Genomic DNA, 23,186 nt, shown 5'->3' with positions numbered 1-23,186 from the left:
TGTGCCTCGTATTTACGTGCGGAGCAGCCCGGCCGAAACCGGGCTTGGTATCTGGCTCAGGAAGCCAGAATCGCCTTGACCTCGAAGATTTGCACTTCAAAGTTTAGTGTCTTGCCAGCCAGAGGATGGTTGAAATCGATGGTGACCTGCTCATCATCGAACTTCTTCACCACGCCCGGCAGTTCAGTATTGGCCGCATCGTTGAAGATCACCAGCAATCCTTCGGACAGCTCCATGTCCTGGAACTGCGAACGCGGGATGATCTGCACATTTTGCGGGTTGGGCTGACCAAAGGCATTCTCTGGCGGCACCTGGACGGTCTTTCTATCGCCAGCCTTGAAGCCGAAGATGGCGGCCTCAAAACCAGGCAACAGATTGCCATCACCCACCTTGAACGTAGCCGGAGCCTTGTCGAAGGTGCTGTCGACGGTGTCGCCGTTTTCCAGATGCAAGGCAAAGTGCAAGGTGACTTGCGTATTTTGACCGATGCGCAGCTCGCCTTGAGCCGATGACTGTTCAGCCATTAGCGGGCTCTCCTTCTTTCTTGCTCTTGAACATATCCACAGCAAGCATGACGGCGCCGACGCTGATTGCGCTGTCGGCTACGTTGAAAGCCGGGAAGTACCAACGGTTTTGCCAGTGAACCAGAATGAAGTCGATGACATGGCCAAGCACGACACGGTCATAGAGATTGCCGATAGCGCCCCCCAGGACCAATGCCAGGGCAATTGCCAGCCAGGTGTCATCACGGCCAAGCCGCTTGAGCCACACGACCAGCACGGCACTGACAACAATCGCAATCAGGGCAAACAACCAGCGCTGCCAACCGGCGCCATCGGCCAGAAAACTGAAGGCAGCCCCGGTGTTATAGGCCAGGGTCCAACTGAAGTAATCGGGGATGATAACGATCTGGTCGTACATCTCCAGCCGGTTCTCGAAGTAATACTTGCTGGCCTGATCTACGATCAGGACCAACAGGCTCAACCACAACCAGCCCAAACGACCGAAACGGCCCGTAGCGCCTGGATTAGGCATAGTGACGAACCTCGCCAGCGCCGCTGATGTTGTCCACGCAACGACCGCAGATTTCCGGATGCTCAGGGTTCACGCCAACGTCTTCACGGTGATGCCAGCAACGGGCGCACTTCGCATGACCGGACTTGACCACTTTCAGCTTCAGGCCTGCAACCTCGGTCACCACGGCATCGGCAGGTGCCGACAACAGAGGCGCAACACTGGCTGTGGAGGTGATCAGCACGAAACGCAGCTCGTTGCCGAGCTTCGACAGATCGGCAACCAGCGAATCCTCCGCATACAGGGTCACTTCAGCCTGCAGGTTGCCGCCGATGGCTTTGGCAGCGCGCAGGTTTTCCATTTCCTTGTTGACCGAAGTCTTCACCGCCATGATCCGCTCCCAGTAGGCGCGGTCCAGCTCGAAGCCCTCAGGCATTTCGCTCAGGCCTTCGTACCAAGTGTTGAGCATCACGGACTCGTTGCGCTCGCCCGGCAGGAACTGCCACAGCTCGTCGGCCGTGAACGCCAGGATCGGAGCGATCCAGCGCACCAGCGCCTCGGAGATGTGGAACAGCGCAGTCTGGCAGGAACGGCGTGCCTTGCTGTCAGGAGCCGTGGTGTACTGACGGTCCTTGATGATGTCCAGATAGAAGCCACCCAACTCCTGCACGCAGAAGTTGTGGATCTTCGAGTAGACGTTCCAGAAGCGGTACTCGCCGTAATGCTCTTGCAGCTCGCGTTGCAGCAGCAAGGTGCGATCCACAGCCCAGCGATCCAGCGCCAGCATGTCTTCGGCCGGCAGCAGGTCAGTGGCCGGATTGAAACCGGACAGGTTCGAGAGCAGGAAGCGAGCAGTGTTGCGAATCCGCCGATAGGCGTCTGCGCTGCGCTGCAGGATCTGATCGGAAACCGCCATCTCACCGGAATAGTCAGTGGCCGAAACCCACAGGCGCATGATGTCGGCACCCAGAGTGTCGTTGACCTTCTGTGGCGCGATGACATTACCCAGCGACTTGGACATCTTGCGGCCGTTTTCGTCAACGGTGAAACCGTGGGTCAACAGCTCACGGTACGGAGCGTGATCGTCGATGGCACAGCCAGTCAGCAGCGAGGAATGGAACCAGCCACGATGCTGGTCGGAACCTTCCAGATACAGGTCCGCACGCGGGCCGGTTTCGTGGCCCATGGAGTGCGAGCCACGCAGGACGTGCCAGTGGGTGGTGCCGGAATCGAACCAGACGTCCAGTGTGTCGGAGATCTTGTCGTACTTCGGAGCTTCATCGCCCAGCAGCTCGGCAGCATCCAGCTTGAACCAGGCTTCGATGCCCTCTTTCTCGACACGCTGAGCGACTTCTTCCATCAACTCGACGGTACGTGGATGCAGCTCACCGCTTTCCTTGTGCAGGAAGAACGGGATTGGCACGCCCCAGTTACGCTGACGAGAGATACACCAGTCAGGGCGGTTGGCGATCATGGAGTGAAGACGCGCCTGCCCCCAGGCCGGTACGAACGTGGTGTCTTCGATAGCCTTGACTGCGCGCTCACGCAGGGTGCCGCCCGCGACAGGCTGCTTGTCCATGCCGACGAACCACTGCGCAGTGGCGCGGTAGACCAGCGGCGATTTGTGGCGCCAGCAGTGCATGTAGCTGTGAGTGATGGTTTCGGTGTGCAGCAGATTGCCGACTTCGGCCAGCTTGTCGATGATGTTCTGGTTGGCCTTGAAGATGAACTGGCCACCAAAGAACTCCAGAGACTCGACATACACGCCGTTGCTCTGCACCGGGCTCAGGATGTCATCGTTGCTCATCCCGTACTGCTTGCAGATATTGAAGTCGTCCATGCCATAGGCTGGAGCACTGTGAACCACGCCGGTACCCGCGCTCAGCTCGACGTAGCCAGCCACGTAGAGCGGCGACAGACGGTCATAGAACGGATGACGGAAGTTGATCAGCTCAAGCTTCTGGCCGACAGTGGTCGCGATGACCGAGCCTTCCAGCTTGTAACGTGTCAGGCAGGACTCGACCAGTTCTTCAGCCAGAACCAGCAGCCTGTCACCCACATCGACCAGCGCGTAGGTGAACTCTGGATGGACGTTCAGCGCCTGGTTGGCCGGGATGGTCCACGGCGTGGTAGTCCAGATCACGATAGCGGCTGGTTTAGCCAGCGAAGCCAGGCCGAAGGCCTCGGCCAGTTTCGCTTCATCCGCAACCGGGAATGCGACGTCGATGGTCGAGGACTTCTTGTCCTGATACTCGACTTCCGCTTCAGCCAGGGCCGAGCCGCAATCGAAGCACCAGTTCACGGGCTTGAGGCCCTTGAACACGAAACCACCCTTGACCATTTCGGCCAGCGCACGGATTTCGCCGGCTTCGTTGGCGAAGTTCATGGTGAGGTACGGATTGTCCCAGTCGCCCAGCACACCCAGGCGGATGAACTCGGCCTTCTGACCTTCGACCTGCTCGGCGGCATAAGCGCGGCACAGTTCACGGGTCTTGTCGGCGGACAGATTCTTGCCGTGAGTGACCTCGACCTTGTGCTCGATCGGCAAACCGTGGCAATCCCAGCCCGGAACATAAGGCGCATCGAAGCCCGACAGGGTCTTGGAGCGCACAATCATGTCCTTGAGAATCTTGTTGACGGCGTGACCGATGTGAATATTGCCGTTGGCGTAAGGAGGGCCGTCGTGCAGAACGAACTTTGGACGATCCTTGCCAATTTCGCGCAGCTTCTGGTACAGGCCAATGCTGTCCCAGCGCTGCAGAGTTTGCGGCTCGCGCTGGGGCAGGCCGGCCTTCATCGGGAAGGCGGTGTCCGGAAGGTTTAGCGTGGCTTTATAGTCGGTCATTTCAGGCTCTTGGTTAGCGGTTGACCATGCCAATGGGCACGGGCGGCGGCGACGTCCGCATTGATCGCCGTCTTGAGCGCCTCCAGAGAGGCAAAACGCTGCTCATCACGCAGCTTGTGGTGGAAAGCCACCGTCAAACGCCGGCCATAGATATCACCGGCAAAATCCAGAAGATGTACCTCAAGGTGGGCACTGCCATCACCTGCCACGGTCGGGCGCACACCGATATTGGCGACTCCCGGCCAGGCTTTGCCATCGATGTTCGTACTGACCAGGTAAACCCCGCTCAACGGCACACGACGACGCTTGAGTTGCACATTGGCCGTGGGCGTACCCAACTGGCGTGCCAGCTTCTGGCCATGCAGAACCCGTCCGGTAATCTGGTACGGGCGACCGAGCAAACGCTCGGCCAGGGCAAAATCCGCGACAGCCAGCGCATTACGCACCTTTGTGCTGCTGACCCGGACACCATCTATTTCAACGGTCTGCGCCGCTTCTACGGTAAAACCATGGGCATTACCGGCTTGTTGCAGGAAGTCGAAGTCGCCGATGCGGTCGCAACCGAACCGGAAATCGTCGCCTACCTCAAGATGCTGCACGCCCAGCCCGTCGACCAGAATGGTCTCGACGAAGCTGGCAGCGCTCAGTTTGCTCAGTCGCTGGTTGAATGACAGGCACAAGACCCGGTCAACACCTTCGGCGCTCAGCAGCTCAAGCTTGTCACGCAACCTTGCCAGACGCGCAGGAGCGGTGTCAGGGGCGAAAAACTCCCGCGGCTGCGGCTCGAAAATGACCACGCAGCTGGGCACGCCCAACTCGACAGCACGTTCACGCAGACGCACCAGAATAGCCTGATGACCGCGGTGAACACCGTCGAAGTTGCCAATCGTGGCGACGCAGCCCCGATGCAAGGGGTGCAGGTTGTGGAGACCTCTAACCAGCTGCATAACGCACTTCTTGCTCATAAAGTGGCCGATTATAACCACACACGGTCCCGGACGACAGGCAGCATGCCAAGACCAGACAACAGCTGCCGGGTCGCAATGCGAAATTCCGACAGCCACCACTTAAAACAACGTCTACATGACAGCCTTTCGGGCAAAATCCTTGAGACGAAAACCCAGCAACAGCAACATGCCGAAATAAACCACCACACCCGCCACGACCAGCGCGCCCAGGCGCACGAAACGCTCAAGCATATGCCCTTCGCTCCAGGCCGGCATTACATGCATCAGCCCTAGCAGGACTGCCGACATGGCCGCAACGGCCAGGATCAGCTTGAACAGGAACTTCGCCCAGCCAGGCTGTGGCTGAAACAGCTCCTGCTTGCGCAACTGCCAGAACAGCAACCCGGCGTTAATGCACGCCCCTACACTGATGGCCAGAGCCAGACCCGCATGCTGCAACGGCACGATAAACGCCAGATTGAGCAACTGGGTAACAATGAGGGTGAAAACGGCGATTTTCACTGGTGTGCGAATATTCTGCTGGGCATAAAAACCGGGAGCCAGCACCTTGATCAGGATGATCCCCAGCAATCCTACCGAATAAGCCACCAGCGCACGCTGGGTCATGGCCGCATCCAGCGCGTCGAACTTGCCGTACTGAAACAGAGAAACGGTCAACGGCTCAGCCAGCAGGCCCAGCGCCAGTGTGCAGGGCAAGACCAGCACAAAGCAAAGACGCAAACCCCAGTCGAGAATCCGTGAATATTCCTGACGATCCTTGTTGGCATAGGTTTTCGACAGGATCGGCAACAGGATCGTCCCCAGCGCAACCCCCAGCACACCGGACGGCAACTCCATCAGGCGGTCGGCATAGTACATCCACGACACAGAACCTGCGACGAGGAACGAGGCAAATATCGTGTTGATAATCAGAGATATCTGACTGACGGAAACGCCAAGGATCGCAGGCAGCATCTGCTTCATCACACGCCAGACACCCGAGTCCCGCAAATTGAGACGCGGCAGGACCAGCATGCCGATCTTCTTCAGGTGTGGCAGTTGATACAGCAACTGCAACAAACCACCCGCCAGTACCGCCCAGCCCAGCGCCATGACCGGCGGATCGAAATAAGGCGTCAGGAACAGTGCAAAGAAAATCATGCTGACGTTAAGCAGCGTCGGCACGAACGCAGGCACAGAAAAACGGTTCCAGGTATTGAGAATCGCACCGGCCATGGATGACAGGGAGATCAGCAATATATAAGGAAAAGTCACCCGCAGCAGATCTGCGGTGAGGGTGAATTTTTCCGGAGAATCGACAACGCCCGGCGCAGTGGCCCAGATCACCCAGGGCGCAAAGATGACGCCCAGCAATGTGACAAGCGCCAGCGCCAGCGTGAGCAGGCCCGTGACATAGGCCACAAAGGTGCGGGTCGCCTCTTCGCCCTGCTGGCTTTTATATTCGGCAAGGATAGGCACAAAGGCCTGGGAAAAGGCACCTTCGGCAAAGATCCGGCGCAGCAGATTAGGCAGTTTGAAGGCAATGAAGAAAGCATCCGTTGCCATCCCGGCCCCGAACGTGCGGGCAATGATGGTATCGCGAATGAAGCCCAGTACCCGGGAAAGCATGGTGATAGAGCTGACGGCTGCTAACGACTTGAGTAGATTCATTGAAAGAGTGTCGAGTCCTGGCTAAAGGATAGGCGTTCGGGCCTTCATTTATGCGATACTGCGCGCCGCAAAAAGCCCGGAGCGAAAGTCCGCGAGTTTACAGGTCGTACGCCGGAAATAAATATCCGGGTTCAGATAGCGACCACTCAGCGGAACACCTCAACTGCCCTTGACAAGTGACAAACTCATCGGCATGATTCGCGGCCTATTTTGTTAGCTATTTCATAAAAGTCTTTCGAGGAGCTCGACGGTGGCCAACACACCTTCCGCCAAAAAACGTGCAAAACAGGCTGAGAAGCGTCGCAGCCACAACGCCAGCCTGCGTTCCATGGTTCGTACCTACATCAAGAATGTAGTCAAAGCCATCGACGCAAAAGACGCAGAAAAAGCGCAAGCCGCTTACGTTCTGGCTGTTCCTGTTATCGACCGCATGGCCGATAAAGGCATCATCCACAAGAACAAAGCTGCTCGCCATAAAGGCCGCCTGAACGGTCACATCAAGGCTCTGAACCTTGCTGCTGCCGCCTAAGCGATCTGCTTGTTAAAAAACCGACCCAAGGGTCGGTTTTTTATTGCCTGCAATATCGCGAACAAGGGGAAGAATTCGCCAATGAATCCCCCCCCCTACGAAACCATCAAATCACGGCGTAGCCGCATGCGGCCACGGCAGGATCGGAATCGCGGTCACCGCATTTTGCGGGCTACCCTCGATAATCCGGTCGCTGTAGACCAGATAAACCAGCGTATTGCGCTTTTCATCCAGGAAACGCACCACCTGCATCGTCTTGAAGACCAGCGATGTACGCTCCTTGAACACCTCCTCACCATCCTTGAGCGGCGGCTGGAAGCGAATCGGCCCGACCTGACGACAGGCAATGGAGGCTTCAGCACGATCCTCGGCCAACCCCAGACCACCCTTCACACCACCCGTCTTGGCGCGTGACAGGTAACAAGTCACGCCCTCGACCTTGGGATCATCAAAAGCCTCGACCACGATCCGGTCATTGGGACCGACAAACTTGAACACCGTGGAGACCTGGCCAATCTCTTCAGCCGCAGCCAAAGCAGGCATGACCAGCAGCGCCGCCAAAAAAGCCTTCATGACTCGCATCGAACCTTCCTTTTTTGAGGGCCTGACTCAAACGAGAATCAGATTATCCCGATGAATCAGCTCGGGCTCAGCCATGTAGCCAAGCTCACGCACAATGGCATCGGATGACTGGCCAATGATCTTCTGCGCCTCGACAGCACTGTAGTTACTCAGCCCACGGGCAATTTCCCGACCATCAGGCGCAACACATACAACCATTTCGCCACGACGGAAGCTGCCCTGAACCACCTTTACACCCACAGGCAGCAAGCTCTTGTGATCATTGACCAGGGCCGCCACCGCACCACCGTCGAGCACCAGCGTGCCGCGAGTCTGCAAATGACCAGCCAGCCACTGCTTGCGGGCCGCGAGCATTTCACGCTCAGGCGACAGCAATGTACCCAACTGCTCACCCGCCTTGAGGCGCGCCAGCACCCGATCGATGCGACCACCCACAATCACCGTATGAGCACCGGAACGAGCCGCCAGACGCGCCGCACGCAATTTGGTCTGCATGCCGCCACGACCCAGAGCACCGCCCGTGCCACCAGCCACCGCATCCAGCGCCGGATCGTCGGCACGCGCCTCATAGATGAGCTGAGCCTCAGGATTATTGCGCGGATCAGCATCAAACATACCGTCGCGATCCGTCAGGATAACCAGCAGATCAGCCTCGACCAGGTTGGCCACCAGCGCCGCCAGCGTATCGTTGTCACCGAAACGGATTTCGTCGGTCACGACCGTGTCGTTTTCATTGATAACCGGCACAACACCCAGCTCAACCAACGTACGCAAAGTGCTGCGAGCGTTCAGATAACGCTTGCGATCGGACAGATCGTCATGAGTCAGAAGAATCTGCGCGGTATGCCGATCATGCTCGGCAAAGCTCGACTCCCAAGCCTGCACCAACCCCATCTGACCGATGGCAGCAGCAGCCTGAAGCTCATGCATCGCACTGGGTCGCACAGACCAGCCCAGGCGACTCATACCGGCAGCGACCGCCCCGGAAGAAACCAGAACCAGCTCGACGCCCGCCTCATGCAGCGCCACCATCTGCTCCACCCACACACCCATGGCCGAGCGATCCAGCCCCTTGCCATCCGCCGTCAGCAGGGCACTGCCGATCTTCACGACCCAGCGCTGGGCACCCGTCACTTTGCTGCGCATCATCTTCCAACCTTAGCCAGAGAGTTTCTTAATACGGATTCGAGATACAAAAACGCCGCTATCAGTCAGTAGCGGCGTTCAAGTTTACTGCAAGCGATCAGTCTCGGACGTAAATGATTTCCGGACCATCTTCATCGTCCACATCATCTTCATCCCAATCGTCTTCACCAATGTCATGCACGCTCTTCACGCCGCTACGACGCAGGGCACGCTGATCGTCCAGCGCCTGCAACTGGGCACGCGCCTCGTCTTCGATGCGCTGATCCAGCTCGGCAAGCTCTTCAGCATAGCCAGGCTCTTCGATCAGACGCAGGCTACGCTCTTCAAGGTAGCGCATGATGTCGCGAGACAACTGCTCGGTACCTTCCTTCGCGATGGCAGAGATCACGTAGACCGGCCCCGTCCAGCCGAGACGATCGACAATCTCCTGCTTGCGAGCTTCCTGCTCTTCTTCAAGAATCTGATCGCACTTGTTCAGCACCAGCCAGCGATCACGCTCAGCCAGGGAAGGACTGAACTTGATCAGCTCATTGACGATGACCTCTGCCGCGTCCGGGGCACTGGTTTCATCCAGCGGCGCCATATCGACGAGGTGCAGCAACAGGCGCGTACGCGCCAGATGCTTGAGGAAGCGAATACCCAGGCCAGCACCATCGGATGCACCCTCGATCAAGCCGGGAATATCGGCAATGACGAAGCTCTTCCAACGATCGACACTGACCACACCCAGGTTAGGCACCAGGGTCGTGAACGGGTAATCAGCCACTTTAGGCTTGGCCGCAGACACCGAACGAATGAAGGTGCTCTTGCCCGCATTCGGCAAGCCCAGCAGGCCGACGTCAGCCAGCACTTTCAACTCCAGCTTGAGATCACGCTGATCACCCGGCTTGCCCGGTGTCGTCTGACGCGGGGCACGGTTGGTACTGGATTTGAAACGGGTGTTACCCAGGCCATGCCAGCCGCCCTGAGCAACGAGCAGACGCTGGCCGTCCTTGGTCAGGTCGCCGATGATTTCCTGGGTTGTCGCATCGATCACGGTCGTTCCGACCGGCACGCGCAACACCAGTTCTTCACCCTTGCGACCCGTGCAATCGGCGCTGCCGCCATTCGAGCCGCGCTCGGCGTCGAAATGACGGGTATAGCGATAGTCGACCAGCGTATTGAGGTTTTCGTCGGCGATCATATAGACCGAACCGCCATCACCACCGTCGCCGCCGTTAGGGCCACCGTTTTCGATAAATTTTTCGCGACGGAAGCTCATGCAACCGTTGCCGCCGTCACCGGCTTTTACTCGAATGGAAACTTCATCTACAAACTTCATAACGCACGCCTCCCGCCACAGGGACGAGCAGAACCACATAAATACATAAGACTCTTGCAAAAATGAGCGTTGCGATACCGATCAGAAACCAGCGACCCGGAAGGTCCACATCACAACAGCCCGCACAAACAGTTTTGCAAGAGACTCACCAACCTCTACTACAAACAAAAAAGCCCCGTCGCAAGACAGGGCTTTTCAAGCTACTGCGCAATTACGCTGCGGAGACTTCAGTCTTCGGAACGATGCTCACGTAGCGACGACCGAAGGCGCCTTTAACCTGAAACTTGATCACGCCTTCCACTTTCGCGAACAGGGTGTGATCTTTACCCATACCAACGCCATAGCCAGCGTGGAATTGGGTGCCGCGCTGACGCACGATGATGTTGCCTGGAACGATAGCCTGGCCGCCATACATCTTCACGCCAAGGCGTTTGGCTTCTGAGTCGCGACCGTTACGGGTACTACCACCAGCTTTTTTGTGTGCCATGAGTCAATTCTCCAAATGAGGATTAGGCTGAATTAAGCCTGAATACCTGTGATTTTGATCTCGGTGTACCACTGGCGGTGGCCCATACGCTTCATGTGGTGCTTACGACGACGGAACTTGATGATGCGAACCTTGTCGTGACGACCTTGCGAAACTACTTCAGCCACGACGGTAGCGCCAGCAACAACTGGAGCACCGATATTGACGTCGTCGCCATTGCCAACCAGCAGGACGCGGTCAAAAGTGACGGATTCGCCAGTAGCGACTTCCAGTTTTTCAATTTTCAGGTATTCACCTGGGGCGACTTTGTACTGCTTGCCACCGGTAACAATTACTGCGTACATGGTATTTCTCCGAAAATCCTGCTCACCCAGCTCTTTATAAGAAGAGTATCGGCTGGCATGGCTGCATCAGGCTGGAACGGCCTGCTTGCAATTGCGTAAGGCAGGTGCTGCCCAGGAAAGTTAGGGTGCGCGATTGTACGCAAGGCAAGGATGGGTTGCAAGGCCCCGGACGGCATACCTTGACATGCCCTACCCTGCAACCTAGCATGCGGCGCAACCTATCTGGAGCACTTGTCGCTGATGCAACCCCAAGCCTTCTACCGCGCGGTGGCGGACGACTTTAGTGCCGTTGACCTTATCATCAAGAAGCAACTGACGTCGCGCGTACCGCTGGTCTCGAAAATCGGCGATTACATCACGTCAGCCGGCGGAAAACGCCTGCGCCCGCTGCTGGTACTCCTGTGCGGCAAAGCCCTGGGCCGCGAAGGCGACGACCTGCGCCTCCTGGCCGCCACCATCGAGTTCCTGCACACCGCCACCCTGCTGCATGACGATGTCGTCGACATGTCCGGCATGCGTCGCGGTCGCTCCACCGCCAATGCCCTGTGGGGCAATGCCCCAAGCGTACTGGTCGGTGACTTCCTTTATTCGCGCTCGTTCGAGATGATGGTCGAACTGGGCTCGATGCCGGTCATGCAGATCCTGTCCAAGGCCACGCGGATCATCGCCGAAGGCGAAGTCCTGCAGTTGTCGAAGATCCGCGATGCCAGCACCACGGAAGAAACCTACATGGAAGTGATTCGCGGCAAGACAGCCATGCTGTTCGAAGCCTCGACCCACAGCGCTGCCGCCCTGTGCAACGCCAATACCGAACAGAGCGAAGCCCTGCGCACCTTCGGCGACCATCTGGGTGTAGCCTTCCAGCTGGTCGACGATCTGCTGGACTACCGTGGCGATGCCGAAACCCTGGGCAAGAACGTCGGTGACGATCTGGCCGAAGGTAAACCGACCCTGCCGCTGATCTACACCATGCGTGAAGGTTCGCCGGAACAGGCTGCACTGGTTCGTCAGGCCATTCAAAAAGGCGGCCTGGAAGATCTGGAAAGCATCCGTGACGCCGTCGAAAAAGCCGGCGCCCTGGATTACACCGCGCAACTGGCCCGCGACTATGCCGCACGCGCCATCGCTTGCCTGGATACCCTGCCGCCAAGCGAATACCGCGACGCCCTGGTAGAGCTGAGTGAGTTCGCGGTCGCCCGCACTCACTGACACTCGTCGGCAAGACAAGAAGCCCGTCCTCCGTGACGGGCTTTTTCATGGACGCAGATCAACCATCGGGCAGAAAATGCGAATTAATCTCAAATAGAAGCTTGCTATTATCGTAATAGGAATTATTCTCATCAAATCGAAAGCAGGAGATGGAACATGACTTATTTGATCGATGCATGGCTGGACCGCCCGCAACCCTATCTGAGAATTCTTCACCGCGAGACCGGGGAAGTCTGTGCCGTACTTGAGGAGGAAGCGTTGGAGGAGTTACGCGATCAGGGCGACCTTGATGTAAACAGCCTCAACTCCAGCGAGCCGATGGTGCTCAAGGAACTGGTGCGTAATCTGTTTCTGTTCTGTTATGCGCGGGCATTGCGCCCGATAGGTGAGTTGCACTGAACATGGCTCATTCACGCACTGCTGCTGAACGAATCAACGCGATTCGTTCAGCAGCCATCTGCATCAGGCAATAACCGGATTACAGAACGGCCAGCAGCTCTACGTCGAATACCAGGACGCTGTGCGGTGCGATGCTGCCAACGCCTTGAGCGCCGTAAGCCAGCTCGCTCGGCACGTGCAGGCGCCATTTGCTGCCAGTGTTCATCAGTTGCAGTGCTTCGGTCCAGCCAGCGATAACACCGCTCACTGGGAATTCAGCAGGCTCGCCACGATCGTAGGAGCTGTCGAAGACAGTACCGTCGATCAGGGTGCCGTGGTAGTGAGTGCGAACCTGATCTTCACGGGTAGGCTTAGGGCCCTCGCCAGCGGTCAGTACTTCGAATTGCAGACCGGAAGCCAGAGTGGTCACACCTTCGCGCTTGCCGTTCTCAGCCAGGTAAGCCAGACCAGCGCCAGCAGCCTTTTCAGCCTTGGCAGCCGCTTCGGCCTGCATGATTTCACGGATAACCTTGAAGCTGGCGGACATTTCTTCCTGACCAACACGGCTTGGCTGACCAGCGAACGCATCGCTCAGACCTGCCAGGATGGCTTCCAGGTTGACGCCCGGTGGCGGGTTGTCACGCAGTTGGTCGCCCAACTGACGGCCAATGCCGTAGCTGACGCGGGTTTCGTCGGTGGACAGATTGACTTCGGACATGACGCTGCTCCGTAGAGGGACACCCAGACAGCAGACAGCGGGAAAAATCGCCATTCACCCTGATGCGCCCCGAACCAAAAGGGCAAGCAGCCTAGCACAATTGGCTGTGACGCCCTATCGCAGTCAGGACCAGGATGAATGAAAGGAGATCGGCAGGCGCATCACAGACCGGTCATTGACCGGCATGCCACACAGTTCGTCATGAACGACCGCATGGACCAGATAGAACGGCACCACCGGCAAGGTCTTGAGCAGATCCCGGGCATGCTCGACCGAGCGCAGATGCATCGTCTTGCCCTCAGGGCTCTTCAACATCCGGGAACCGCCCTCCATGCATACTTCAAGCAGGTAGATACCGCCTTCGATGGAAATCAGATTCAGCTCATCGACACGCCCCGCATGGGCATGATCGGTAAATTCCTGAACATTCATGATCGAACCTCGCAGTTGCTCTGGAAGAATCAGTACCGGTTTTCTACCTCATCAAGGCACAAGACGCCAGAAACGAAACCGCCCGCCCTCTTTGTTCATCACTGAACACAGAGGGCGGGCGGCAAGATGCTGAGCAGCTCTTAGTGTTTCGTCAGCTTGTCCAGATACCCCATCGCAAACGCAGACACCACAAAGGTCATGTGAATGATCACGTACCACATCAGGTATTGCGGCTCGATGTTCTTGGCATCCATGAAGACGCGCAGCAGGTGGATGGAAGAAATCGCCACGATAGAGGCCGCGACCTTCATCTTCAGCGATGAGGAATCCATCGTGCCCAGCCAGTTGAGCTTTTCCTTGTTCTCGTCGATATCCAGTTGCGAGACGAAGTTCTCGTAGCCGGAAATCATCACCATGACCAGCAGACCGCCCACCAGCGCCATGTCGATCAGCGACAGCAGGACCAGGATCAGGTCAGCCTCGGCCAGGGAAAAGATATTGGGGAGAACGTGGAATACTTCCTGAAAGAATTTCAGGCCAAGAGCCAGCAACCCGAGGGACAACCCGAAATAGATGGGTGCCAGCAGCCAACGCGATGCGTACATCGCATTCTCGAAAAAACGTTCCATTGAGACTCGCCAGTGATTTGGAATGACGGGCGAGTATATCAGCGAGAACCCGCAGCTCTAGAGTTGCGACAAAATGACACAGAAAAACCTTCACCAGTCATGGTGAATACGGCCTGTGCCCCACACCTAGAAGGGAAACGAACGCTGATAGCGGGCAATGTCACTGTTGATACGGCGCAGTTCACCTTGCATATGCAGCCTCCAGATCGGCACATCGCCGGCACCTTGATAACCATGCAGGACAAGGCTTTCGGAGATGGCGAGCAATACCGACTCAGCGGCCAGCAGACCACGGAACGGCCCTTGAGACTTGATGGCTGAAGGCTGTTCGCCGGACATCCCGGCGGCGAAGAGCAACATCCACATGCCTCCATCGTCGGGAAGAGGCCGGATGACACATTCAATGCGGGTCATCAGCCCCAGGCATTGACGGGTAAGACAGAGGCTACGCGGCATGGCGAGTTCCTCGTTAGCGACAGTATTCGTCATCCCCTGTTCAAGCGAGTGACGCGCCAGTCCATTTGGCCACTGCGGTAATCACACAGAATAGAAGAAAAGCCTCAGAACAAAAGCAGGCCGGATGAACGGCATCCGGCCTGCTTTCTGTATGTATCGACTTCAATGCCGCCTCGCGAATGAATCTCCCACAGACGCTGTGGTTCCGTAGGAGCGACTTCAGTCGCGAAGAGGCCCGTATACCCAGAGAATACGAGTCTTAGGCTTTTAGCTCGGGCTCCTTCTCCAGTTCTTCCTTGAGGTCTTCATCGCTGAGCATTTCCGCGATATCGCGCAAGCGCTCCACCACGCGGGCGTTGACGCTGCCTTCGGGGAATTCGCCATTCTCGTCCGGCGTACCGGCAGGCTCGCCGACCAGCAGGCTCAATGCCTCGTCCGCCTGACGCACCGCATACACATGGAACTGCCCGGCGCGCACGGCTTGCAGCACGCGCTCATCAAGCATCAGGGTTGCGACGTTGGCCTGCGGAATGATCGCGCCCTGCTCTCCCGTCAAACCACGGGCTTCGCAGAGACGGAAGAAGCCTTCGATCTTCTCGTTGACCCCGCCCACCGCCTGCACTTCACCGAACTGGTTGATCGAGCCGGTAATCGCAAAGCACTGCTTGAGCGGCGTACGCGAAAGCGCCGAAATCAGTGTGCAGGCCTCACCCAGCGAGGCGCTATCGCCATCGACATAACCGTAGGACTGCTCCAGCGCGATACTGGCCGAAATCGCCAGCGGGAATTCCTGCGCATAGCGGCTACCCAGATACCCCGTAAGAATCATCACGCCCTTGGAGTGAATCGGCTGCCCGAGGTTGACCTCACGCTCGATGTCGACAATGCCACTGCCACCGGGGTAGACCGTTGCCGAAATGCGCGCAGGGACACCGAACGCCGAATCACCGACCTCCAGCACCGTCAGCCCGTTGCACTTGCCGACCGCAGCACCGTCGGTATCGATCAGGATGATACCGGCCAGCATGTCGTCGAGAATCCTGGCCGAGACACGCCCGGTGCGCGTGGCCTTGGCCTTGAGCGCACGCTCGATGTGCCCGGCATCGGTCTGCTCTTCGTTGGCCAGTTGGCGGATGAAATCAGCCTCGCTGACCAACTGGAACAAATCACCGATACGCGCCGACAGGCGCCCCTGATGCTCGGCCAGACGCGCACTGTAGGTTGCCAGACGGGCAACGGCATCAGCCGTCAGCGGCGCCATGCCTTCTTCCGAAGTACGGGTTTTCAGCAACTGGGCGAACTGCTCCAGAGTTTCGTCGACCATCGGGATTTCTTCATCGAAATCCACCAGTACCCGAAACATCTCCTGAAAGTCAGGGTCCAGGTCCTGCAAGGTGTAATACAGCGAACGCGCACCAATGATGATGATCTTGACGTTCCACGGGATCACTTGCGGGGTCAGCGTGACTGTCGCCAGACGCCCCATCTCGCCCAGAGGCGACTCCATTTTCAACTTGCGCGATTGCAGCGTGCGCTTGAGCGCATCCCAGACAAACGGCTCGCTGAGCATCTTTTCCGCTTCAAGAATCAGGAAACCGCCATTGGCACGATGCAATGCACCGGGACGCAACTGGCGATAGGTGGTGTAGAGCGCACCCTGGTCTGTGCTGTACTCGATACGGCCAAACAGGTTGTCATAAGTCGGATGCGGCTCGAACACCACAGGCGCGCCACCGCTATGGGTATGACCCACCACAAGGCTCGGGCTGTATTGCTCTTCCAGAAGCTTGCGCGCCTGGGCATCGGTCTTGCTGTCATCGACCAGTTGCTCGACAACCGTCTTGAGCAGATAGACCTGCACCGCCTGCAAATACGCGCAGACGGCTGCGTTCTCCGCATACTTTTCTGACAGTGGCGCCAGAATAGGCTGCAAAGTCAGGGTAATGGTTTCTTCGTTCAAGTGGCGCAGTTGATTACTGGACTCACGCTTCCATTGCGGCAGGCTGGCCAGTTCTTCGTTCAAGCGCTCTTCAAGACCGGAGATATCTTCGTGGAAACGCTCCCGCTCGGCTTCCGGCAACTGGGAGAACTCGGCCTCGTCCAGCGCCTTGCCATCAGCCATTGGCGTAAAGGCAATATTGGAGCTGTCGCGGTACAGCGCAATGTCCTTCTCCAGCGCCAGGCGCTCGATCACGTCCAGAGCACGGTCATAGCGCTGGTTGAAGGCGCGGTCGATGGCGCTCTTCTTCTGCTGATACGACGGGTGCTCGAATACCGCCGGAAAGGTCGCCAGCAGGTTATCGATCAAGACGCCGATGTCGGCAATGAAATCCTGAGCGCTGCCCGGTGCAAGCTCCAGTGCCTTGGGCTCGCGCGGCTCATCGAAATTATTGACGTAGACCCAGTCCGACGGGGTCTGCATGCGCTTGCCCTCGGCCTTGAGGTAGCGTTTTACAAACGAAAACCGGCCCGTGCCGGGCTCCCCCATGACAAACACGTTATAACCGGGACGCGGCATGGCGACCCCGAACTGCAAGGCCTCTACGGCTCGCTCCTGGCCGAGGACACCCCGAAAGGGCTCCAGATCATTGGTCGTCGAAAAGCTGAACTGTTCAGCGGAAAACGGGCGTGTCAGCGCTTGTGGCGCTAGACGAAGGCTGGCTGCGACAGAATCGGGCATCAGTGTTCCTTACATCAGGCGGGGCAGATGTCGGCATTCTGGCGCTCGCCGGACAAGACTTGCAAGACGGGAAAGCCCGGAATGTCCGTTCCCGCCGCGAACATGGCTGCGGGAACACAAAAAACCCTCATGACGCGAATAAATCTGCAATCGGCCACGGAACCCTTGGAACCGACCTAAACTCCAAACTGCGCATGTGGTTACAAATAGCCATTTGCCTTGATGTATCGGTGGTGCGAGAAGTCAGCAAACACAAGGCTTGTCACGCCAAACCGGTTCAAGAACCCCGACCTCGGTTGACATAAAAGAGAAAAAAGCTATGAAACGGATTCTTCTTGGAACGCTCTTCACCGCAGTCTCTATCAACGCTATGGCACAAGCACCCGGCGGTCCTGATTGCGGCTGGGGCAACATGCTGTTCGAAGGCCAGCGTGGCACACCAGCTCACTTCCTGGCATCCACCACCAACGGCACTTCCGGCAACGCCACCTTCGGCATGACCTCCGGCACCAACGGCTGCTCCACCAACGGCGCACTGACCTACGGCGGCAAATCCTGGCTGGCCATGAACGGCATGATGGATGAGCTCTCCAAAGACATGGCCATGGGCCAAGGCGAGGCACTGACTACCTATGCGGTCGTACTGGGCGTTGCACCAGAAGATCGTGCGCATTTCGCCGCAGTCACCCACGAGCACTTCTCGCAAATTTTCAGCAAAGCCGACACCACCGCTGAAGACGTTCATAGCAACACACTCAACGTTCTGAAAAACGATCCGACCCTGGCCAAATACGCTACCCAGGCCTAAAGTCGTTTGCCCGCCTTTCGGCTCCGAAGGGCGGGTCCCCATCTCCTGACAAGTTGCTCTCTATGCTCAAACGTCTTGCGTACCTGGCGCTGTGTGTCTGTGCCCCGTTGTCTGCCGCTCCACACCTGAGCGCAGACCGTTTGCAGCAATTGGCCAATGAACCTTTCTGGCTTTCTCTGGGCCATTACGAAGCAGGCAAGCTGGGCGGCTGGCGCAGTTACGTCGACGACCCCAGATTCTTTCTCTCTGCCGAGGGTGCCCATGACCCCAAGGCGGAGCTGAGCGCCACCCTTGAAGCCCTTTACGCACCTGTCGGTAACGAGCAGACACATGCACAGTGCGTCTATCCATCGCGCACTCGCTGGCTGCGCGACCAGTTGCAACTGACCGACCTGCCCAGCGTGGATTGCAAGGAGTTCAAGGCCTGGTTCAAGGATGTTGCCCCTGACAGCACGGTCTTGATCTTCCCTGCGGCCTACCTCAACAGCCCGTCCTCGATGTTTGGCCACACACTGCTGCGCATCGACCCGGCCAGCGCCAAGACCAGCGGTACAACGCTGCTCAGCTACGCCATCAACTTCGGCGCCTATATCGAAGGCATGGACAACAGCATTCTGTACGCCTGGAAAGGCCTGATGGGCGGTTATCCCGGCCTGTTTGCGCTGGTGCCCTATCAGGAAAAGCTTTCTGAATACCGCAGCCTGGAAAACCGCGACCTGTGGGAGTACCGCCTGAACCTGACCACAGCCGAAACCGAACGCATGGTCGAGCATGTCTGGGAGCTGAAACAGATCCGCTTCAGCTACTTCTTCTTCGATGAAAACTGCTCTTACCGCCTGCTGGAGCTGTTGGAGGTGGCCCGGCCAGGCCTGAAGCTGACCCCTCAATTCGGGCTGACGGCCATTCCCACCGATACCGTCAAGGCTATCAAGGCTGCGGGCCTGGTAGAGAAAATCGAATACCGCCCTTCCCGCGAGCGTGAATTACTGAGCCGCGCCGAACCACTGAGCCCGGATGAACAACAGTGGGTATTGCAAGTCAGCGCCGACCAGACACAGCTCAAAGACAACCAGTACCTGGCTCTGCCCAAGGAACGTCGAGCCCTGATCCAGGACGCGGCCTATCGGCTTGAACGCTATCGTGCAAACGGCCTGGAACGGGATGCCACCCGCTCGCAACGCAGCTTTGAGCTTTTGCAGGCCATCAACCAGAACCCGCCTCCGCAACTGGATATCCAGCGCCCTGGCCTGCCGGAAGAAGGACATGAGTCGCGAACCTGGCAACTGGGCGCGGGCAGCCGCAACGACCGGGCCTTCGCCGAATACGGTCTGCGCATGGCCTATCACGACCTGAACGACAACGCCTACGGCTTCCCGCTGGGAGCACAGATCGAGATTCTTCAGCTCAAACTGCGCCAATACGAAGGCAATGACTGGCAGGTGCAGCAACTGGATCTGGCGACCATCCGCTCTCTGACGCCACGTAATGCCTTGCTCAAGCCCTGGTCATGGCAAGTAACGGGCGGGCTGGAACGTGTGTTGGGCAAACATGGCGACGAAAACCTCGTCAGCCATGTGAATGGCGGTGCCGGTGGAACATGGCAACTGGGCGAGGAAGTGCTGGGCTTTGCCTTGGGCACCGTGAGGATCGAACACAACAATGACTTCTCGGCGTTCGTCTCGCCGGCAGCCGGGTTCAATACAGGCGTGCTCTGGCGCAACCCGCTGGGCAACCTGAGCCTAGAAGCCAAGGGCGATTATTTCACCAACGGCGAAGTACGGCGCAGCATCAGCCTCAACCAGCAATGGGAACTGTCCCGCAACCTGGGCCTGCGCCTGAGCGCCCAGCGCGAGTTCAGCCAGATGGCCACCCCGCAGAATGAAGTGATGCTTGAAGTGAAGTGGTATCACTATTGAGCACGCACTCATCAAAAAACACACATGGCGGTAGGAGCGAACTCATTCACGAGCCCCCCGTATATCCAAAAGAATCCATCGCCTTCAATGGCGTCTCGCGAATAAATTCACTCCTGCACAGGCAGGGCACTCCATAGAATTTATCGACACATCTTTTACAAATAACTCACAAGCCGCCCACTACACTTAAGCCACCTGTAGAGGAAAACAGAAATGAACCTGCGCTGGGTGTTGTTGTGGCTGGTTGTCGTGCTGACAGGCTGTCAGTCCGCCCATGATCATTTAGTGGCCCAAGGTTACCCACCGGCATTCGCTGACGGTTTTCAGGATGGCTGCGGCAGCGGCAAGGAAGCAGCCGGAGCATTTACCGGGCAGTTCAAGAAGAATGTCCCCCGCTATCTCAAAGACCCGCTTTACGCCGAAGGCTGGAACGACGGATTCCGTCAGTGTCAGGCCATGGCCGACAGGCGTGACCGGCTCGACCCCGGACAAGTCTGGAATGATCGCGACCGCGACTGGGAACGTGAAAAAACCCGAAGTGCCGCCAAGGCCTATCGTCCAGATTAAAGACGCTTCGCAACATTCGACGAAACCAATCAGATGCAACCATGGCCCAAGCTCCAAAGAGGAGAACACACCATGAGTCGCGCTTTCGTCAACGAAGACAATGCCGCCGCAGGGGCCAGCCAACCGGTCGAGCGCCTTGTCAGCACGCAACCGAACTATGTAACAGCCCACGGGCTCTTGCTTTTGCAACAGCAAGTCAATGAATTGCATGCACAGCACAGCTCACAAGCGGCCCTGGGTGACAGCGCCGATAAACAACGCCTGGCCGATCTTGAACGGGACCTGCGCTATTTCACCCAGCGCCTGCAAAGCGCGCAGGTGGTTACGCCAGCCATCTCAACAGAACAGGTACAGATCGGCAGTTGGGTGACATTCGCGGATGAACAGGACAATCGCCAGCGCGTGCATCTGGTCGGAGAGGATCAGGCCGATGCAGCCAAGGGGTTGATCAACTGGAGTTCGCCACTGGGGCGTGCATTGCTGGGGACGCAATTGGGGGACGAGGTGTTATGGAAGCGCCCGGCCGGGGATCACGTCATCGAGATCGTATTGATCGAGCCCGATGACGGAGCAGCCGGGGCGTAGCCATTCATCGCAATGCCGTACAAGGCGGCATTGCGACGAGAGGCCTTATCAGGCCAGCTTCTTGTGGCGAACACGATGCGGCTGTGCCGCTGCATCACCCAGACGCTTTTTACGATCGGCTTCGTATTCGGTGTAGTTGCCTTCGAAGAAGACCGCTTGCGAATCGTCTTCGTACGCCAGGATGTGGGTTGCCACACGGTCCAGGAACCACCGATCGTGAGAGATCACAATGGCGGCGCCAGGGAAGTCCAGCAGGGCTTCTTCCAGCGAACGCAGGGTTTCCACGTCCAGGTCGTTGGACGGTTCGTCGAGCAGCAGCACGTTGCCGCCCTCTTTCAAGGTCAGCGCCAGGTGCAAGCGACCGCGCTCACCACCGGAGAGGTCCTTGACGAACTTCTGTTGGTCGCCGCCCTTGAAGTTGAAACGCCCCACGTAGGTGCGCGACGGGATTTCGTAGTTGCCGATGCGGATCTGGTCCGAACCATCGGAAATCTGCTGGAAAACGGTCTTGCTGCCGTCCAGGTCGTCACGGCTTTGATCGACACAGGCCAGTTGCACGGTTTCACCGATTTCGATGCTGCCCGAATCCGGCGTTTCCTTGCCCATCAGCATGCGGAACAGGGTCGATTTACCGGCACCGTTACCACCGATCACGCCAACGATGGCGCCTTTAGGCATGGCAAACGACAGATTGTCGATCAACACGCGATCGCCATAGCCTTTGCTGACGTTCTTGAACTCGATGACCTTGTCGCCCAGGCGCGGGCCGGCCGGGATGTAGATCTCGTTGGTTTCGCTGCGCTTCTGGAATTCCTGCGACTGCATTTCTTCAAAGCGTTGCAGACGGGCCTTGGATTTGGACTGACGCGCCTTGGCACCTTTGCGAACCCACTCCAGCTCGTCTTTCATGGCCTTTTCATGGGCAGACTGCTGCTTGGATTCCTGGGCCAGACGCTCGGACTTGGCTTCCAGCCAACCCGAATAGTTGCCCTCGTACGGAATGCCTGCGCCGCGGTCGAGTTCCAGAATCCAGCCAGCCACGTTATCCAGGAAGTAACGGTCGTGCGTGATCGCAACCACAGTACCCGGGAAATCGTGCAGGAAGTGCTCAAGCCAGGCGACCGAATCGGCATCCAGGTGGTTGGTTGGTTCGTCGAGCAGCAGCATGTCCGGCGCGGACAGCAGCAGGCGGCACAGGGCAACACGGCGTTTTTCACCACCGGACAGCACGGAAACCTTGGCATCCCAGGCTGGCAGACGCAGCGCATCGGCGGCGACTTCCAGTTGGCGCTCCAGGTTGTGGCCATCGCCAGCCTGCAGGATCGCCTCCAGCTTGGCCTGTTCGGCAGCCAGCTTGTCGAAGTCGGCATCAGGGTCGGCGTATTCGGCGTAGACCTGATCCAGGCGGGCCTGGGCGTCCTTGATGACGCTGACCGCTTCCTCAACCACTTCACGAACGGTCTTGTTCGGGTCAAGTTGTGGTTCTTGCGGCAGATAACCCACATTCAGCTCAGGCATCGGACGCGCTTCGCCGTCGAACTCGGTATCGACACCGGCCATGATTTTCAACAGCGTGGACTTGCCAGAGCCGTTGAGACCCAGAACACCGATCTTGGCGCCCGGGAAGAAGGAAAGGGAGATGTTCTTGAGGATTTCACGCTTCGGCGGCACAACTTTGCTCAGCCGATGCATGGTAAAGACGTATTGAGCCATGGAATGAAAACCTAGCGTCTGTGAGGGTGACTGATAAAGCGCGAGCTTTTATTTGTCTATGCTACTTGCCGCCGTGCCATTCCAAGCCTTGAATGAAACAGACAGAGAAGGGACTTCTGCATCCGGGCAAATATAAAGCTGGATCGATGTTTGCAAACAGTGGATTCACTCTTGCAGGAGTCGGTTTACAACGCGCATCGGGCAAAGCT

23 protein-coding genes are annotated in these 23,186 nt (G+C 57.8%); 7 read left to right on the top strand and 16 right to left on the bottom strand.

The window, feature by feature from the left end; genetic code table 11:
• Positions 1 to 56: 56 nt before the first annotated feature.
• The 5 genes from Q6A51_RS19530 to murJ all read right to left on the bottom strand — a co-directional run bounded on the left by Q6A51_RS19530 (position 57) and on the right by murJ (position 6,477).
• Entirely contained in the window at positions 57 to 524 is a 468-nt protein-coding gene (locus Q6A51_RS19530; protein ID WP_201006338.1) for an FKBP-type peptidyl-prolyl cis-trans isomerase, read from the bottom strand.
• Complete coding sequence (lspA, locus tag Q6A51_RS19525) at positions 517 to 1,035, bottom strand: signal peptidase II (protein ID WP_304575515.1); 519 nt, start codon at positions 1,033 to 1,035, stop codon at positions 517 to 519. The genes Q6A51_RS19530 and lspA overlap by 8 nt, the downstream gene beginning before the upstream one ends.
• Positions 1,028 to 3,859: an isoleucine--tRNA ligase gene (ileS, locus tag Q6A51_RS19520; protein WP_304575514.1), complete on the bottom strand. Its 2,832-nt coding sequence runs from the start codon at positions 3,857 to 3,859 to the stop codon at positions 1,028 to 1,030. Before ileS ends, lspA begins: the two co-directional genes overlap by 8 nt.
• On the bottom strand, positions 3,856 to 4,806 hold the full coding sequence (gene ribF / locus Q6A51_RS19515) for a bifunctional riboflavin kinase/FAD synthetase (protein WP_201006344.1): 951 nt from the start codon (positions 4,804 to 4,806) through the stop codon (positions 3,856 to 3,858). The genes ileS and ribF overlap by 4 nt, the downstream gene beginning before the upstream one ends.
• A 132-nt stretch (positions 4,807 to 4,938) precedes the next feature.
• Positions 4,939 to 6,477, bottom strand: coding sequence for a murein biosynthesis integral membrane protein MurJ (gene murJ, locus Q6A51_RS19510; protein ID WP_304575513.1), 1,539 nt, complete (start codon positions 6,475 to 6,477; stop codon positions 4,939 to 4,941).
• 250 nt (positions 6,478 to 6,727) lie between these two features.
• Here murJ and rpsT point away from each other — a divergent pair, with 250 nt between their 5' ends.
• The gene (rpsT, locus tag Q6A51_RS19505) at positions 6,728 to 7,006 is read left to right on the top strand and encodes a 30S ribosomal protein S20 (protein ID WP_003215870.1); all 279 of its coding nucleotides are present in this window, start codon (positions 6,728 to 6,730) and stop codon (positions 7,004 to 7,006) included.
• A gap of 111 nt (positions 7,007 to 7,117) precedes the next feature.
• On the opposite strand, the gene Q6A51_RS19500 is transcribed toward rpsT, so the two are convergent.
• The 5 genes from Q6A51_RS19500 to rplU all read right to left on the bottom strand — a co-directional run bounded on the left by Q6A51_RS19500 (position 7,118) and on the right by rplU (position 10,886).
• Positions 7,118 to 7,588: a CreA family protein gene (locus Q6A51_RS19500; protein WP_201018723.1), complete on the bottom strand. Its 471-nt coding sequence runs from the start codon at positions 7,586 to 7,588 to the stop codon at positions 7,118 to 7,120.
• Between the two features lie 27 nt (positions 7,589 to 7,615).
• The gene (proB, locus tag Q6A51_RS19495; protein WP_304575546.1) at positions 7,616 to 8,734 is read right to left on the bottom strand and encodes a glutamate 5-kinase; all 1,119 of its coding nucleotides are present in this window, start codon (positions 8,732 to 8,734) and stop codon (positions 7,616 to 7,618) included.
• Positions 8,735 to 8,831: 97 nt separating this feature from the next.
• Positions 8,832 to 10,055 (bottom strand): Obg family GTPase CgtA, encoded by a 1,224-nt coding sequence (gene cgtA / locus Q6A51_RS19490; RefSeq protein WP_201006349.1) that lies wholly within the window; start codon positions 10,053 to 10,055, stop codon positions 8,832 to 8,834.
• Positions 10,056 to 10,266: 211 nt separating this feature from the next.
• Positions 10,267 to 10,542 carry a 50S ribosomal protein L27 gene (rpmA, locus tag Q6A51_RS19485; protein ID WP_025261879.1) on the bottom strand — a complete coding sequence of 92 codons (276 nt, stop codon included), beginning with the start codon at positions 10,540 to 10,542 and terminating at the stop codon, positions 10,267 to 10,269.
• Between the two features lie 32 nt (positions 10,543 to 10,574).
• Positions 10,575 to 10,886, bottom strand: a complete 312-nt coding sequence (rplU, locus tag Q6A51_RS19480) for a 50S ribosomal protein L21 (RefSeq protein WP_201006350.1) — start codon at positions 10,884 to 10,886, stop codon at positions 10,575 to 10,577.
• A gap of 240 nt (positions 10,887 to 11,126) precedes the next feature.
• On the opposite strand from rplU, the gene Q6A51_RS19475 reads away from it, so the two are divergent.
• On the top strand, positions 11,127 to 12,095 hold the full coding sequence (locus tag Q6A51_RS19475; RefSeq protein ID WP_201018721.1) for a polyprenyl synthetase family protein: 969 nt from the start codon (positions 11,127 to 11,129) through the stop codon (positions 12,093 to 12,095).
• A 156-nt stretch (positions 12,096 to 12,251) separates the two neighbouring features.
• The gene (locus Q6A51_RS19470) at positions 12,252 to 12,494 is read left to right on the top strand and encodes a PA4570 family protein (protein ID WP_201006352.1); all 243 of its coding nucleotides are present in this window, start codon (positions 12,252 to 12,254) and stop codon (positions 12,492 to 12,494) included.
• 79 nt (positions 12,495 to 12,573) lie between these two features.
• Here the strand turns inward: Q6A51_RS19470 and Q6A51_RS19465 are convergent, their stop codons facing one another.
• From Q6A51_RS19465 to Q6A51_RS19445, 5 genes are all read right to left on the bottom strand, one after another.
• Positions 12,574 to 13,191 carry an FKBP-type peptidyl-prolyl cis-trans isomerase gene (locus tag Q6A51_RS19465; protein ID WP_304575512.1) on the bottom strand — a complete coding sequence of 206 codons (618 nt, stop codon included), beginning with the start codon at positions 13,189 to 13,191 and terminating at the stop codon, positions 12,574 to 12,576.
• Between the two features lie 123 nt (positions 13,192 to 13,314).
• Entirely contained in the window at positions 13,315 to 13,623 is a 309-nt protein-coding gene (locus Q6A51_RS19460; RefSeq protein WP_201018720.1) for a DUF6482 family protein, read from the bottom strand.
• Between the two features lie 140 nt (positions 13,624 to 13,763).
• The gene (locus tag Q6A51_RS19455; RefSeq protein WP_201006355.1) at positions 13,764 to 14,252 is read right to left on the bottom strand and encodes a TIGR00645 family protein; all 489 of its coding nucleotides are present in this window, start codon (positions 14,250 to 14,252) and stop codon (positions 13,764 to 13,766) included.
• Between the two features lie 126 nt (positions 14,253 to 14,378).
• On the bottom strand, positions 14,379 to 14,708 hold the full coding sequence (locus Q6A51_RS19450; RefSeq protein ID WP_201018719.1) for a PA4575 family protein: 330 nt from the start codon (positions 14,706 to 14,708) through the stop codon (positions 14,379 to 14,381).
• Between the two features lie 259 nt (positions 14,709 to 14,967).
• Positions 14,968 to 17,388: a Lon protease family protein gene (locus Q6A51_RS19445; protein WP_304575511.1), complete on the bottom strand. Its 2,421-nt coding sequence runs from the start codon at positions 17,386 to 17,388 to the stop codon at positions 14,968 to 14,970.
• A gap of 319 nt (positions 17,389 to 17,707) precedes the next feature.
• Here Q6A51_RS19445 and Q6A51_RS19440 point away from each other — a divergent pair, with 319 nt between their 5' ends.
• The 4 genes from Q6A51_RS19440 (at position 17,708) to Q6A51_RS19425 (ending at position 21,264) form a co-directional block, all read left to right on the top strand.
• Positions 17,708 to 18,196, top strand: a complete 489-nt coding sequence (locus Q6A51_RS19440; protein ID WP_201006360.1) for a DUF3015 domain-containing protein — start codon at positions 17,708 to 17,710, stop codon at positions 18,194 to 18,196.
• Positions 18,197 to 18,258: 62 nt separating this feature from the next.
• Positions 18,259 to 20,112 carry an Lnb N-terminal periplasmic domain-containing protein gene (locus Q6A51_RS19435; protein ID WP_304575510.1) on the top strand — a complete coding sequence of 618 codons (1,854 nt, stop codon included), beginning with the start codon at positions 18,259 to 18,261 and terminating at the stop codon, positions 20,110 to 20,112.
• Positions 20,113 to 20,325: 213 nt separating this feature from the next.
• Complete coding sequence (locus Q6A51_RS19430; RefSeq protein WP_201018717.1) at positions 20,326 to 20,679, top strand: hypothetical protein; 354 nt, start codon at positions 20,326 to 20,328, stop codon at positions 20,677 to 20,679.
• A 72-nt stretch (positions 20,680 to 20,751) separates the two neighbouring features.
• A complete protein-coding gene (locus Q6A51_RS19425; protein WP_201018716.1) occupies positions 20,752 to 21,264 on the top strand; it encodes a GreA/GreB family elongation factor in 513 nt (170 codons plus the stop codon).
• A 48-nt stretch (positions 21,265 to 21,312) separates the two neighbouring features.
• Here the strand turns inward: Q6A51_RS19425 and ettA are convergent, their stop codons facing one another.
• Positions 21,313 to 22,977, bottom strand: a complete 1,665-nt coding sequence (ettA, locus tag Q6A51_RS19420) for an energy-dependent translational throttle protein EttA (protein ID WP_201006368.1) — start codon at positions 22,975 to 22,977, stop codon at positions 21,313 to 21,315.
• Between the last annotated feature and the right edge of the window lie 209 nt (positions 22,978 to 23,186).

The sequence above is a fragment of the Pseudomonas serbiensis genome (genome assembly GCF_030580745.1).
GTDB classification, from domain to species: Bacteria; Pseudomonadota; Gammaproteobacteria; order Pseudomonadales; family Pseudomonadaceae; genus Aquipseudomonas; species Aquipseudomonas serbiensis.
The sequence above is the reverse complement of the archived record's forward strand: the minus strand, read 5'-3'. Positions and strand labels throughout refer to the sequence as shown.

Bases quoted from the DNA above. Each gene is read 5' to 3' on its own strand.
- Q6A51_RS19530 (WP_201006338.1), bottom strand. From the start codon at position 524: ATGGCTGAACAGTCATCGGCTCAAGGCGAGCTGCGCATCGGTCAAAAT.
- lspA (WP_304575515.1), bottom strand. From the start codon at position 1,035: ATGCCTAATCCAGGCGCTACGGGCCGTTTCGGTCGTTTGGGCTGGTTG.
- ileS (WP_304575514.1), bottom strand. From the start codon at position 3,859: ATGACCGACTATAAAGCCACGCTAAACCTTCCGGACACCGCCTTCCCG.
- ribF (WP_201006344.1), bottom strand. From the start codon at position 4,806: ATGCAGCTGGTTAGAGGTCTCCACAACCTGCACCCCTTGCATCGGGGC.
- murJ (WP_304575513.1), bottom strand. From the start codon at position 6,477: ATGAATCTACTCAAGTCGTTAGCAGCCGTCAGCTCTATCACCATGCTT.
- Q6A51_RS19500 (WP_201018723.1), bottom strand. From the start codon at position 7,588: ATGCGAGTCATGAAGGCTTTTTTGGCGGCGCTGCTGGTCATGCCTGCT.
- proB (WP_304575546.1), bottom strand. From the start codon at position 8,734: ATGCGCAGCAAAGTGACGGGTGCCCAGCGCTGGGTCGTGAAGATCGGC.
- cgtA (WP_201006349.1), bottom strand. From the start codon at position 10,055: ATGAAGTTTGTAGATGAAGTTTCCATTCGAGTAAAAGCCGGTGACGGC.
- rpmA (WP_025261879.1), bottom strand. From the start codon at position 10,542: ATGGCACACAAAAAAGCTGGTGGTAGTACCCGTAACGGTCGCGACTCA.
- rplU (WP_201006350.1), bottom strand. From the start codon at position 10,886: ATGTACGCAGTAATTGTTACCGGTGGCAAGCAGTACAAAGTCGCCCCA.
- Q6A51_RS19475 (WP_201018721.1), top strand. From the start codon at position 11,127: ATGCAACCCCAAGCCTTCTACCGCGCGGTGGCGGACGACTTTAGTGCC.
- Q6A51_RS19470 (WP_201006352.1), top strand. From the start codon at position 12,252: ATGACTTATTTGATCGATGCATGGCTGGACCGCCCGCAACCCTATCTG.
- Q6A51_RS19465 (WP_304575512.1), bottom strand. From the start codon at position 13,191: ATGTCCGAAGTCAATCTGTCCACCGACGAAACCCGCGTCAGCTACGGC.
- Q6A51_RS19460 (WP_201018720.1), bottom strand. From the start codon at position 13,623: ATGAATGTTCAGGAATTTACCGATCATGCCCATGCGGGGCGTGTCGAT.
- Q6A51_RS19455 (WP_201006355.1), bottom strand. From the start codon at position 14,252: ATGGAACGTTTTTTCGAGAATGCGATGTACGCATCGCGTTGGCTGCTG.
- Q6A51_RS19450 (WP_201018719.1), bottom strand. From the start codon at position 14,708: ATGCCGCGTAGCCTCTGTCTTACCCGTCAATGCCTGGGGCTGATGACC.
- Q6A51_RS19445 (WP_304575511.1), bottom strand. From the start codon at position 17,388: ATGCCCGATTCTGTCGCAGCCAGCCTTCGTCTAGCGCCACAAGCGCTG.
- Q6A51_RS19440 (WP_201006360.1), top strand. From the start codon at position 17,708: ATGAAACGGATTCTTCTTGGAACGCTCTTCACCGCAGTCTCTATCAAC.
- Q6A51_RS19435 (WP_304575510.1), top strand. From the start codon at position 18,259: ATGCTCAAACGTCTTGCGTACCTGGCGCTGTGTGTCTGTGCCCCGTTG.
- Q6A51_RS19430 (WP_201018717.1), top strand. From the start codon at position 20,326: ATGAACCTGCGCTGGGTGTTGTTGTGGCTGGTTGTCGTGCTGACAGGC.
- Q6A51_RS19425 (WP_201018716.1), top strand. From the start codon at position 20,752: ATGAGTCGCGCTTTCGTCAACGAAGACAATGCCGCCGCAGGGGCCAGC.
- ettA (WP_201006368.1), bottom strand. From the start codon at position 22,977: ATGGCTCAATACGTCTTTACCATGCATCGGCTGAGCAAAGTTGTGCCG.